The organism is Bacteroides sp. AF25-5LB, assembly GCF_003602965.1.
In the GTDB taxonomy this organism is placed as follows: Bacteria; Bacteroidota; Bacteroidia; order Bacteroidales; family Bacteroidaceae; genus Bacteroides; species Bacteroides uniformis.
In genome coordinates this window covers 218,914-232,428 of sequence record NZ_QTMC01000005.1, presented here as the reverse complement: position 1 = coordinate 232,428, position 13,515 = coordinate 218,914, and the positions used below count along the sequence as shown (strand labels likewise).

At 44.0% G+C, this 13,515-nt stretch carries 10 protein-coding genes; 7 read left to right on the top strand and 3 right to left on the bottom strand.

Annotation, left to right across the window (positions count from 1 at the left end; translation table 11 throughout):
• Positions 1 to 143 precede the first annotated feature (143 nt).
• The 6 genes from DWY57_RS08125 to DWY57_RS08100 all read left to right on the top strand — a co-directional run bounded on the left by DWY57_RS08125 (position 144) and on the right by DWY57_RS08100 (position 9,054).
• Complete coding sequence (locus DWY57_RS08125) at positions 144 to 1,631, top strand: TolC family protein (protein ID WP_119961556.1); 1,488 nt, start codon at positions 144 to 146, stop codon at positions 1,629 to 1,631.
• 169 nt (positions 1,632 to 1,800) lie between these two features.
• Positions 1,801 to 3,051 (top strand): HlyD family efflux transporter periplasmic adaptor subunit, encoded by a 1,251-nt coding sequence (locus tag DWY57_RS08120; protein ID WP_117599706.1) that lies wholly within the window; start codon positions 1,801 to 1,803, stop codon positions 3,049 to 3,051.
• A gap of 11 nt (positions 3,052 to 3,062) precedes the next feature.
• A complete protein-coding gene (locus tag DWY57_RS08115) occupies positions 3,063 to 3,428 on the top strand; it encodes an FtsX-like permease family protein (protein WP_117599707.1) in 366 nt (121 codons plus the stop codon).
• 19 nt (positions 3,429 to 3,447) lie between these two features.
• Complete coding sequence (locus DWY57_RS08110) at positions 3,448 to 5,847, top strand: ABC transporter permease (RefSeq protein ID WP_117599708.1); 2,400 nt, start codon at positions 3,448 to 3,450, stop codon at positions 5,845 to 5,847.
• Positions 5,848 to 5,884: 37 nt separating this feature from the next.
• Positions 5,885 to 6,559 carry an ABC transporter ATP-binding protein gene (locus DWY57_RS08105; RefSeq protein ID WP_117599709.1) on the top strand — a complete coding sequence of 225 codons (675 nt, stop codon included), beginning with the start codon at positions 5,885 to 5,887 and terminating at the stop codon, positions 6,557 to 6,559.
• A gap of 152 nt (positions 6,560 to 6,711) precedes the next feature.
• Positions 6,712 to 9,054: an ABC transporter permease gene (locus DWY57_RS08100; RefSeq protein ID WP_117599710.1), complete on the top strand. Its 2,343-nt coding sequence runs from the start codon at positions 6,712 to 6,714 to the stop codon at positions 9,052 to 9,054.
• Here the strand turns inward: DWY57_RS08100 and DWY57_RS08095 are convergent.
• The 3 genes from DWY57_RS08095 to DWY57_RS08085 all read right to left on the bottom strand — a co-directional run bounded on the left by DWY57_RS08095 (position 9,025) and on the right by DWY57_RS08085 (position 12,150).
• A complete protein-coding gene (locus DWY57_RS08095) occupies positions 9,025 to 9,711 on the bottom strand; it encodes a hypothetical protein (protein WP_117599711.1) in 687 nt (228 codons plus the stop codon). The two genes, DWY57_RS08100 and DWY57_RS08095, sit on opposite strands and share 30 nt — an antisense overlap.
• Positions 9,712 to 10,056: 345 nt before the next feature.
• A complete protein-coding gene (locus DWY57_RS08090) occupies positions 10,057 to 10,863 on the bottom strand; it encodes a M48 family metallopeptidase (protein ID WP_022402411.1) in 807 nt (268 codons plus the stop codon).
• Between the two features lie 99 nt (positions 10,864 to 10,962).
• Positions 10,963 to 12,150, bottom strand: a complete 1,188-nt coding sequence (locus tag DWY57_RS08085) for an aminotransferase class I/II-fold pyridoxal phosphate-dependent enzyme (protein WP_022402410.1) — start codon at positions 12,148 to 12,150, stop codon at positions 10,963 to 10,965.
• 208 nt (positions 12,151 to 12,358) lie between these two features.
• Here DWY57_RS08085 and DWY57_RS08075 point away from each other — a divergent pair, with 208 nt between their 5' ends.
• Positions 12,359 to 13,402, top strand: coding sequence for a diacylglycerol kinase family protein (locus DWY57_RS08075; protein WP_117599712.1), 1,044 nt, complete (start codon positions 12,359 to 12,361; stop codon positions 13,400 to 13,402).
• Positions 13,403 to 13,515: the final 113 nt, after the last annotated feature.

Below are 13,515 nucleotides of genomic sequence, written 5' to 3'. Positions count from 1 at the left end.
CATGTGTTGTGCGTGCATTATCGCACTATTTTTGTGCGCAACTGCACACGTTTGGGAAGCTTCGAACCATAACAAACACTTATAATACAACAACTTATACTTATGGCATAGAATTTGAACTTTATAGAGTAAAGAAAACAACTATGCACCGGAATATATTTTTATTGCTTATTACATTCAGTCTGATGTCGAGTGCCGTTGCTCAAGAGCACACGCTGGAGCTGACTTTGGAAGAAACCATCGAGCAGGCCCGCCAGCAGTCGCCCGACGCCCAAAATGCCCGCCATAGCTTCCGTTCCGCTTATTGGAACTACAAATACTACTGTGCCAACTACCTGCCGACGCTCAAGCTTACTTCCAATCCCTATCTGGACCGTGCTATCAACAAAGTGACCCAAAGCGATGGCAACGTCAAGTTCATAGAGCAGAACCTGCTGATCACTGACCTGACACTGAGCCTGACACAAAACGTGCCGTGGACCGGAGGAACCTTTTTCATTGAAACGGCTGCGCAGCGCCTCGACCTTTTCAGCAGTGACACCTATTCCTGGCAGACTTCACCCGTCAACATCGGATACAGCCAGTCCTTGTTTGGCTACAACAGCCTGAAGTGGGACCGGCGCATCGAACCTATCCGTTATCGCGAAGCCAAGAAAACCTACGTAGAAACCCTTGAGCTTGTTGCCGCCAATGCCACAGAGAAGTTCTTCAACCTGGCCAAAGCACAAAGCAACTACGAAATAGCCAACGCCAACTACGCCAATGCCGACACCTTATATATATATGCGCAAGGACGATATAACATCGGCACCATCAGCGAAAACGAAATGTTGCAGCTCGAACTCAACAAACTGACCGAAGAAACCAACTGCATGAATGCCCGTATCGAAGTGGAGAACTGCATGCAGGAACTCCGTTCCTACCTCGGCATCCAAGAAGACCTCCTTATAAAGGTGAGAATAGACAACCGCGTGCCCGACCTGCACATCGACCTGGATGCCGCGCTGATGCTTGCCAACGAAAACAGTCCGGAGATACAGAACATGCTACGCCGCAAGGTGGAAAGCGAGAGTGCCGTGTCGCGCGCCAAGGCCAATGCCGGACTGAAGGCAGACATCTACCTGCGCTTCGGCCTGACACAAACTGCCGACAAGCTGAAAGATGCCTACCGGAATCCACTGGACCAGCAGTACGTCAGCTTGGGCATTACCCTCCCAATCCTGGACTGGGGGCGCGGAAGGGGACAAGTACGCGTGGCCCGTTCCAACCGAGACCTTGTCTACACGCAGGTAGAGCAAGACAAGACGGATTTCGACTTGAACGTACGGAAACTCGTAAAGCAATTCAACCTGCAGGCGCAACGGGTAAACATAGCCGCCCGCACGGACCATACAGCCCAACGACGCGCCGAAGTAGCCCGAAAACTCTATCTGCTCGGCAAGTCCTCGGTACTCGACCTCAATGCATCCATCACGGAAAAAGATACGGCCCGGAGAAGCTATATAACGGCTTTGTACAACTATTGGAGTTTGTACTATGCACTGAGAAGCATCACGCTATATGACTTTGAAAAAAAGAGGCCACTGGCAGAAGACTTGGAAAGGGTTACTAATGAAGAATCTATACAGTAATAGAATCGTGGAATAGTTTTAGTAAAAGCTGGCCGGAGATTTACTAAAACTCCGGTGACGATTTACTAAATCTCCGGTAAAGTTTTAGTAAAACTCGGAACCCTTATTCAGAAGTACTTCTGAAGGGGGTATCTGAAAAGTAAAAAAAGAGTATATAAAATATTGCATTATGGATATAAAACTTGAAAAGAAACCCTGGTACATCCGTTACCGCTACTATCTGGCAGGAGGCGTTGCCTTCCTTGCCTTCCTGATTTATGTAGTCACTCTTTCGCTGGGTCCCAGCAAACTGCGTATCGAGCAAGACAACATACAGATAGCCGAAGTCAAGAACGGCAAATTTATGGAATATGTAGATGTGGAGGGAGTGATTCAGCCCATCCTTACCATCAAGGTCAATGCACGTGAAGCCGGAAGCGTGGAACGCATCATAGGAGAGGAGGGGAACCTGCTCCGGCAAGGAGATACCATCCTCGTCATGGAAAACCCCGACCTGCTGCGCAGTATCGAAGACCAGCGCGACGACTGGGAAAAGCAGCTTATCACCTACCGCGAAAAAGAAATTGAAATGGAGCAGAAAAGCCTGAACCTGCAACAACAAGCCCTGCAGACCGATTATGACCTCAACCGCCTGCGCAAGAGTTTTGCCCTTGACAAGGAGGAGTACCGCATGGGCATCAAGAGCAAGGCGCAGCTCGAAGTTTCCGAGGACGAATACAACTATAAAGTGAAAAATGCCCATCTTCAAAGGGAAAGCCTCCGTCATGACTCTGCCGTCACCGTCATCCGCAAAGACCTCATCAGGAACGACCGTGAACGGGAACGGAAGAAGTATGAACGCGCCTGCGAACGGCTCGGCAACCTGGTGGTGAAAGCTCCCGTCGCCGGCCAGCTCAGTTTTGTCAAGGTGACTCCGGGACAGCAGGTCGCTTCCGGTGAAAGCATTGCGGAAATCAAGGTGCTGGACCAATATAAAGTGCATACTTCCCTGAGCGAATACTACATCGACCGCATTATCACCGGATTGCCTGCCACCATCAATTATCAGGGAAGAAAATACCCGTTGCGCATCACGAAAGTGGTTCCCGAAGTCAAAGACCGCACGTTCGACGTAGACCTCGTCTTCACCGGTGACATGCCCGACAACGTACGTGTAGGCAAAAGCTTCCGGGTACAGATAGAACTCGGCCAGCCGGAGGAGGCGCTCGTCATTCCGCGCGGCAACTTCTACCAGAGTACCGGAGGACAATGGATTTACAAACTGAACGCCGCAAAGACAAAAGCCGTGCGCGTGCCGCTTGGCATCGGTCGCCAAAATCCGCAACAATACGAGATTACGGAAGGTTTGCAGCCCGGAGATTGGGTAATTACAACGGGATATGATACCTTTGGCGAGGCGGAAGAATTGATAATGAAATAAAACGACGCACTATGAGACAAATAATCTTAGCCGTCATTTCTTTGTTCGGCATCTTCTCCATATCTTCTTCCACCATCCGGCAAAGAAGGAAGGAGATAGCAGTACGCAAGATTATGGGAGCTAATGTCAATAAAATAATCGGCATGTTCTTCCGCGAATATTTATGGATGGCCTACATCGCAGCGATTGTGGCCTTTCCTTGCACATACGCGGTGATGCATCATTGGCTGGAACAATATGCCTACCACATATCTATTGGCATGGATTTATTCATTGTTTGGTTGGGAATTGTTATAATCATGGTGCTCTTCACGATATTGCAGCAAGTCGTTCAGGCAGCACGGCAGAATCCGGCGGAAGTAATCAAAAGCGAATAATACAATAATAAATACTATTATGATAAGACATTATATTAAAACAGCATTCAGAAACCTATTAAAGTACAAGGCACAGAATATCATCTCTATCATCGGACTGTCGGTAGGCATACTTTGTTTTAGTATCTGCCTATATTGCAGCCGCTATATAAATTCTACCAACAAGTGCTTTACCCACTGGGAACGCATTGCAGACATAAACCTATACACTCCAGCAGAAGAACCTTATTTCGGAACTCCCGCTACGTTGTTTGAGAGTCTGCGCCAATTGCAATTCCAAGAAGTAGAAGCATTTACTTTTGTTGCCTATCCCCACCCACGTAGCTACAATGTGGAAACTATCGACAAGGAAGAACTGCCTTACGAAGATTTATATGCTATGGAAGTAGATACAACCTACCATAGCGTGTTCACCCCGGAAGTATTACAAGGTTCATGGACTGTAGCATCGCAAACTCCCAATGCCGTGATACTGACCCGCTCTCTGGCACACAAAATATTTGGTCTCGGAGAGAATCCGATAGGAAAGCGAATGACCTTAGCACAACGGCTTTTCTCTTCACCTGACACCACACCACGAACAGGAGGTACCATCTATACCATACAAGCGATAATAGAAGATATTCCATTGAATACCAGCCTTAGCTTTCTCCAAAAGATTGATATGTTAATCTTGAACGACAGCGAAGGACTTATACAATTCGACGGACGAGACAGTATGACCGGTGGACTTACTTTTGCTCTTCTTCGTCCGGGCAAAACATCCGCGCAACTTGAAGCAAGTTTCCGTGCAATGGACTTGAAGCACACAATATTCAATGAGAAAAATACCGTATCAGCCTCGAATTTCGGAAAACTTTTTCGGGAGAAATCCGTTGCCCCTTACTTTGCCGGAATCACATTCATTGTCGGCCTTTTGATTCTACTGACTGGTCTACTCAACTTTTTTCATTTTTTGACGGGGAGTTATCTGAACCGTTCGCACGAGTTCGGCATTCGTAAAGTGAATGGAAGTAATGGCAACCAACTATTTTGGTTACTTTTTACCCAAGCCATTATCATTTCGTTCATAACCTTCTTATTGACTTTCTGTCTGATAGAAATATTTAACCCCTACCTTTCATTCTCTTTATTTGATTTCACATTAGTCATTGAACGGGACCTATTATTGATACAGACAACAGAATATATGGCAGGCATTATTTTACTATGCTTATTACTCTGCTTGTTTACCGTATGGAGGATGAAGCATGCCTCCATCCAGTCAAGTATTTACAAAAACAAATCCAAACGCCACAAACAGAAGATACGAAATTGTCTTTTGGGTATCCAGTTTTTCATCTGTTGGTTATTCATAGTCTTTACAGTCGCTTTATATTTGCAGGCTGACAAGACCGGTTCCACACTGTTCAACACACTGACAGAAAAAGAAAAGTCCGAAATCATCAGTATTCCTATGGATTACCGTTTTCTAAAAAATGACGAAAAGCTTGCTCTCATAGAGCGCATCAGTCAACATCCGGATATAAAAGATAAAATACTGACAGAAATTAATTATCTGAAAGGTATTTCGGGAACAAGCATGCAGACAGAAAAAGATAACCGGGAAAGTAGCCTTGAAGTCAATATAATGAATGTTCCTAATAACTTTTTCGAATTTATGAATATCCCTATTCTCTCCGGGCATGCCCTGAAGACAAATAGTGACATGGTAGCAGACCGTAAATTGGCAAAACGTATGAAGAAGGATTTACTGGGAACCACCTTGTACAATTATCAAGACAGCTACACGGTATGCGGCATTTGCTCCGATTTTGTAGCCGACACTTACAATCAGAGCCAGGGCTTCGTCTTTCTGCCTTGTGATTTCAAATATTATGTAGGTCATTGCTATTTGAAGTGTGTACCCGGAAAAGCAGAAGAAATAAAGACTTACGTTAAGAAAATGCTGGAAGAGAATCTTCCACCGAGTATACAATTACACATTTCGACCTTACTGGAAGACATTCACCAAGCACAAGCCATCGAGAACAACATGAAAGGGATAATCTTATTCTTCTCATTTGTCAGCCTTATAATCACTTTATTAGGTGTTTATTCGGCAATCACACTGGATACGGAACGCAGACAAAAGGAAGTGGCAATCCGTAAAGTAAATGGTGCGGGATTGAAACAGATTATCATATTGTTTGCCCGTACGTATATTTATCAGCTTGTACTCTCGGCAGCGCTAGCATTTCCTTTATGTTATGCCATACTGCAGTTATGGAAAAACATGTATATCGTATTCTTTAATGACGGCCCGCTATTTTGGATTTCAATCTTCATAATCGTAGCTGTCATTACTACTCTGACTATTATTTTCCGCATTCTGAAAATAGCAAGGACAAATCCGGCAGAAGTCATTAAAAACGAATAAGAAATGAAATATTTATAAACCATAAAAACCAAGCATTATGATTAAGACAGTAAATCTACAAAAGATTTTCAAGACCGAGGAAGTACAGACTCTGGCTTTGAACGACGTAAACATGGAAGTGAAAGAAGGGGAGTTTGTCGCTATCATGGGACCTTCGGGCTGCGGAAAATCCACCTTACTAAATATCCTCGGTCTGTTGGACAATCCTACATCCGGAGAATATTATTTGAATGGGACGGAAGTATCCAAATATACAGAAGCCCAACGTACCAACTTGCGCAAAGGAGTCATCGGCTTTGTATTCCAAAGCTTCAACCTGATTGATGAGCTGAATGTATACGAGAACATCGAACTGCCGCTACTCTACATGGGCATTCCTGCCGCCGAACGCAAGCGCCGGGTAGAAACCGCCATGGAACGTATGGCAATCATGCACCGCAGTAAGCATTTTCCGCAACAGTTGTCCGGCGGACAACAACAGCGTGTCGCTATCGCACGTGCAGTTGTATCAAATCCTAAGCTGATACTTGCCGATGAGCCTACCGGTAACCTCGATTCAAAGAATGGAAAAGAAGTGATGGAACTGCTGAGTGAGCTGAATAAAGAAGGTACCACAATTGTTATGGTGACACACTCACAGCATGATGCCGGTTTTGCCAAACGCATCATCAATCTGTTTGACGGACAAGTGGTGACAGAAGCCAATTTGTGATAACCCCTGTTTCATTTATGAGTTGACAATGTACGATTGATGCCACTTTTGAATTTACTAAGTGCCTGTCAGCAAAAGTGGGCGTTTGGCAATACAAATTTCGGTCGTACAACGTCAACCTATAGATTTCCCGAACCTTTTATATACATGATATGAATTCTTACCTTTCCTTAAAATTAGTCATAAGAAGCTGGAAACGCAATAAACTGTTTGTTGCCATTTCCCTTGTCAGTCTGGTCGTCGGTATTGCCTGCACCACTTTGTTGATGGCATTTGTGATACACGAATATAACGTTGAGAACAATAATCCCAACAAAAATCGTATTCTGCGTTTAGTCCAGACTCTACCTTTTGCCCAACAGGCAGTGGAAGGTACATTCATATACGGTGGAACTGTTCCTCAAATAGTATCTCAGTTTCCGGAAATAGAGTCTTACTTACGTACGCAAACATTCAAGAATGTAAGGGTAAAGATTGAAGGACAAGAATTTCAAAGCTGGAGCTTGGTAGCAGCAGATTCAACATTAACGGCTTTTTTCCCTTTCCATAATATAGTAGGGGATGTTCAAGACGCATTACTGAAACCAGGAGACATAGCTATAAGTGAACTGTTTGCCAAGAAATGTTTCGGTACAACAGATTGTATAGGAAAAAATGTAGATATACTATTGAGCGAAATAGGTATCAGACGCATCGTTGCCGTATTCAGCCAACCGGAGCAAAGCATGATGCAGACAGACATACTCCTACCATTGGAAGCTACCGAAAGCTCTGATTGTATGCTATTGCTGAAAGAAGGTACGGATATAAAGAAATTCCGCCAACGTTTCGGAGAAACAGAACTGCCCACTTTGTTGGGAAACGGACATCTTCGTACCCAAACATTGCAAGAATCTTATTTCGACGCTACGGTAAAAGACAGTAATCAAGTTATCAAACATCAGCAGAGCACCTTATTGGGTGTAGGGCTGTTGTCCGCATTACTGATTCTATTCATCGGTTGTTTCAACTTTATAAATCTGAGTTTCTCCCGTTTGTTGCGTCAAGTGCACATGCTTCACATTGAATCCATAATGGGAGCCACAAGATCACAAATGCGCCAACAACTGTTCTTGGATACTTTTCTGATGGTTCTTGTCGCTTTCCTTTTATCTTTATTGTTGATGAATGACTTATTGCCTGCATTTAATCATATGGTTTCTGCCAAACTGACAATGGAATATTTGTTCTCATGGCAAGTGTTCCCTCTTATCTTGTTGTTTATCATAATATTGTCTGTCATACCGGCAAGTTATATGGGTCATAGGTTGCATTCCATATCCGAAACTAATTACCGTCATTTCTTTACCGGACGCAAAAAACGTTTCATTGTGGCCTTATTGGTAACCATACAATTCATCATCTCCATTGGCTTGATGAGTACATTCATGATTATCCGTTCACAGATGTATCTGATTAAGCAGGAAGAAAAGCACTATGAGAATATTATTAATGTATATACAGATGCCAATGCACAACCGACGCTAAAGACCCGGATAGATGAGGTGAAGAATATAGAAGGGGTAGAAGCGGTAATAACCTCCAATACCGGAATATATCCGATGAGTTTAGGAATCCCGGGCAAGGATGATTCCGGTGACAATCTGCTCATGTTGGAATTATACGAGGATTGTCCGGAATTCCTAACAATGCATCATATTGAACTGCAAGACTCCCTGCAAATATTCCATCTAATGTCCCGTACTCCACAACCTGCACTAATCAATGAAACATTCGTGGATTTATTGGTGCCCGAAGGAGAAAATCCTATCGGACAGCCCATTTCCAAGTATGTACACGAAAGAGAAGAACTTACAAAAGGTACAATTATCGGTATAGTAAAGGATTTCAAAAAGTACTCCATGACAGACCAAGTGGCTCCCTTACGAATACTCCTTTATGATACTCCACAAGATAATTTCTCAACTCTAGTTATAAAGGTAAAAGCCGGATATAAAGATAAAGTCATTAATTGCCTAAGAGAATCATACGAAAAGAAAAATCCAGGCATTCCTTTGAAATATGATGATATGTATCAGAAATTTATGTCCTACAATCAGGACATAACACACTTCTCGCATATCTTATTCATGTACGCCTGTGTCAGTATATTCCTTACTCTTTTCGGATTATTTGGCATCACACATTATGCCGTCTCACAGCGTAAACGTGAAATAAGCATCCGTAAAATTCACGGTGCATCCGCCCGTCAGATTCTATGGCTTATCAATTATCCGTTCCTTAGCTATGTAGGCATCGCATTCGTCGTAGCCGTCCCTGTCATTTATCTCTTTATGACATATTGGCTACAGCAATTTGCATACCATGCCACTCCAAACGCCTTTCACTTTCTGCTACCCTTGCTTTTTACTATAGGCATCACCTGCTTTACGATATGCCTGAATGGATATCGGGTAGCTGTCACCTCATTTCATCCGCGCCGCAATAGCCAGTAATACCCCAAGCACCACACCCAATATCGCAGCAAACAGCACCCGCATTTCTCCTGGCAGGAGGAATGTAATGGTGTGTGCCGGATACCAGAAAAAGGGAATTGTTTTCTTGAAGACAAAATTCCATTGTGCATCCCAATTCAGATGCGTAATGATGCGGGTCATCGGGATAGGGGTGAGGAGGCTGCGAAGAGAGCCGCCCCAATCCAGAATATGTGTATCCGTAATCTTATGGAATGTCATGAATACCGGAGCAAATATAGTGTTCATGGCAACTGAAATAGCAAAAGCTATCCATAATTTATCAAAGCAAAACTCCCCGTTTATGATAGCAGCGGCATTTGCCATTCCCATATATTCCATAAATTGCGGTACACCTTTGGAGAAGATAATCATGGCCGCGTTGATTCCCATTCCCAACAGTCCCCACACTACGGCACGCGGCAGTACACCAAATCCTTTTCGGTTATAGACTCCGGCACTGATACGAAGCCCCAGCATCTCACCCAGTGTAGCAAGAATTCCGAATTTAATGAAACTCATTACCATTCCATGTGCAGCGTTGAAAGACTTATACCAATCGTAAACGGGTTCACTCACAAAGAATGGCAGGAATATTATCACCAGAACAAAAATAAAGAGGAAGTCTTGCTTTTTCATACAAAAGTCATGTTTTTCATAAATAATGTGGCAAACATACTAAAATTATTCTGATTTAAAAGCAAATAAGCAAATAAAAGGTGTTTTGCCAAACAGAACAAAGTGTTTCCCTTAACCGAACAGTCTGTTTCATTAAAGGGAACACTTTGTTTCCCTTAAAAGAACATTTCGTTTCATCATATAAAAACACTTTGTTTTCTGTAGCTAAAACAAAGTGTTCAGCACTGTGAACTAACGAATTATCCCTATCAGCTTCCCCAGAAGCCTATATCATAGTCTCGGCACAAAAAAAGTGGGATTCAGAGAAACCTCTGATCCCACTTCATCATAGTAAGCAACGGATAGTTATTTCTTATCTTTCATATATTCATCCGCTTTCTCCTTGGCACGTGCCACGCGCTTGGCTGTATCCGGATGAGAAGAGAACATCTTCTGGAACTTAGATTCCTTCGGTGCTTCCGCTGAAAGTTCAAGCAATTTGTTCAAAGCATTGTACATGGCATACGGATCGAGATTATTCTTGATGCAGAATTCAAAGCCATAATCATCCGCTTCTGTCTCCTGCTTCTGGGAGTATTGAGCACCTGCCAATGCCTCGGCCATGGCACCCAGTTCAGAATCACTCAATTTGGATACTGTAGAACTTGCCGCACCGGCAGCATTCTTCACAGCCGAACGGAGGTAAGCATTCTTCATCGCATCTTTGGAATCCGTATGGATGACGTGACCTATCTCATGACCGACAACTGCCATCACTTCATCATCCGTCATGATGTCCATCAGTCCGGCGCAGATGCGTACACTGCCATCACCACACGCAAAGGCATTCACATCTATTACCTCGTAAACACCGAAGTTCACCTTCAAGCCGTCCACTTCCTTGATATTTCCAGTCAGCTTCTCCAGACGCTTGCCGTAATCCGTATCGGGCTTTGTCAGCGGATTGTGTGTATCCATCCATTCCATATATTCCTTGCTCATCGCTGCAATGTCAGCATCGGACAATGAAATGGCCTTGACGGCATCTGTACCGGCTTGGACAACTTTGGTCACATTGATTTTCTTTCCACCAATTTTGAACTGCGCATAGGCAGTGGTGGTACAACTCATTCCGCATACTACAGCAGCAATGATGAAGAAGTTCTTTTTCATATACTTTACGATTTAATCTTAGCCCTATTCCGTTTCGTATTAAACAAAAAGCCGCCTAATCATTATTAAACGGCTTTCCTAATATCTGTTTGAATCAGTTTACTTGATAATATCCAGTGCCTTGAAGCATTTGGTCAACTTCTCTACAGCGTAATCCACTTGTTCTACGGTGTGGGTAGCCATCAACGCTACGCGCACCAGCGTATCTTGTGGGGCACACGCGGGCGGAATAACCGGGTTGATGAAGATACCTTCGTCAAAAGCCAGCTTCGTTACTATAAATGTCTTCTCTGTATCACGCACATAGAGAGGAATGATAGGAGATTCTGTCTCACCGATTTCGAAGCCTGCATCGCGGAACTTCTTCAAGGCATAGTTAGTGATGTCCCACAGACGTTGGATGCGTTCAGGTTCGGACTTGATGATGTGAAGCGCCTCGCGAGCTGCAGCCGTAGCAGCAGGTGTGCTACTTGCCTGGAATATATAGGAACGGGCATTGTGGCGCAGCCAATTGATTACCGCCTTGTCTCCGGCCACAAAACCGCCGATAGAAGCCAACGACTTGCTGAATGTACCCATAATCAGGTCTACATCTTCGGTAACACCGAAATGATCGCAAACGCCACGGCCTTGTTTTCCGAATACTCCCAAGCCGTGAGCTTCGTCCACGTAAATGCTGGCATTGTATTTCTTCTTCAGGCGGACAATCTCAGGCAGATTGGCCAAGTCACCTTCCATGGAAAATACTCCATCCACAACAATCAGCTTCACAGCATCCGGTTCGCATTTCTGGAGTTCTTTTTCCAAAGCCTCCATATCGTTATGCTTGTACTTCAACTGAGTGGCAAATGCAAGACGACGGCCATCTACAATGGAAGCGTGGTCACGGTCATCACAAATAATATAATCCCCACGGCCTACAACGGCAGGAATAATACCTTCGTTTACAGTAAATCCGGTAGAAAAACAGAGTGCTTCATCTTTTCCTACGAATTCAGCCAATTCCTTCTCTAGTTCAACATGTATATCGAGTGTTCCGTTCAGAAAGCGGGAACCTGCACAACCGGTGCCATATTTTTCTGTGGCAGCTATCGAGGCATCAATGATACGCTTGTCATATGTCAGTCCCATATATGCATTAGAGCCGAACATCAGAACCTTTTTACCATCCATCATTACCTCTGTATCCTGATGGCTGTTAATTGTGCGGAAATAAGGATATACGCCTTTTGCCATGAACTGTTGCGGCAGGTCGTATTTCGCAAATTTGTCTTGTAGTAAACCCATGAAATATCTTTTATATAATGAATATTTAATTCTATTAAATGCAAGTCTTAAAAAAACAGGGGGCAAAGATAGCAAAATATGTCGGTATATGTTCTATTTACATTAAAAAAACTACTTATACTTATTTTAAAAAGAATTATGTGGTTAATTTTTCAGATATTTATATTACTTTTGCCAGTTGGAAAACCTGCATAGCAACAACCTTTGCATGAACGAAAACAAGAAGAAAATAGCATTTATCATAAACCCCATATCCGGCACTCAAAGTAAGGAGCAGATACTGAAATGGCTCGATGAAAAGCTGGATAAGGAAAGGTATGCACAAGAAGTGATTTATACCGAACGGGCAGGCCATGCCGTAGAGATAGCGGCACAGAAAGCACAAGAAAACGCACATGCCGTCATCGCTATAGGAGGAGACGGTACCATCAATGAGATAGCCCGCTCACTGGTACATACAAAAACCGCTTTGGGCATCATTCCCTGCGGTTCCGGCAACGGACTTGCCCGCCACCTGCAGATTCCGATGGAGCCGAAAAAGGCCATCGACATCATCAATGACGGACTGATAGACATCATTGACTACGGAAAAATCAACGATGTGCCCTTCTTCTGTACCTGCGGCGTGGGATTCGACGCATTTGTAAGCCTGCAATTCTCCAAGGCGGGAAGGAGAGGGCCGCTCACTTATCTGGAAAAGACCCTGCTCGAAAGCCTAAAGTACCGTCCGGAAACCTATGAACTGGAAATGGACGGCAGTACCCTGCGATACAAAGCGTTCCTGATAGCCTGCGGAAACGCATCGCAGTATGGGAACAATGCGTATATTGCCCCACAAGCCACATTGAACGACGGACTGCTGGACGTCACCATACTTGAACCGTTCACCGTACTCGATGTACCGTCCCTCTCTTTCCAGCTCTTCAACAAGACCATCGACCAGAACAGCCGGATTAAGACGTTCCGCTGCCAAGCACTCCGCATTCACCGTTCTAAACCGGGAGTAGTCCACTTTGACGGCGACCCGATGATGATGGGAGAGAATGTAGATGTAAAGATTATGAAGAAAGGACTGCAGGTCATTGTCCCCCGGGATGCGGAAAAAGACACTTCGAACGTCTTGCAGCGAGCACAAGACTACATCAACGGACTGAAACAGATTAATGATGCTTTTGTGGAAGACATCGCCCATAAAAACAAAATGATACTGGATAAAGGCAAAAGGCAATTCAAGAAACTGACGAAAATGTGATGTTGTAAAAAGGCTGTATAAGGAGTTTCTGAAAATAACTTTCCCCTTTTGATGTGCCATATAATATGTTTTATGTATTTTTGCATGTTCAAAATAGTAAATAAGTAAAATCG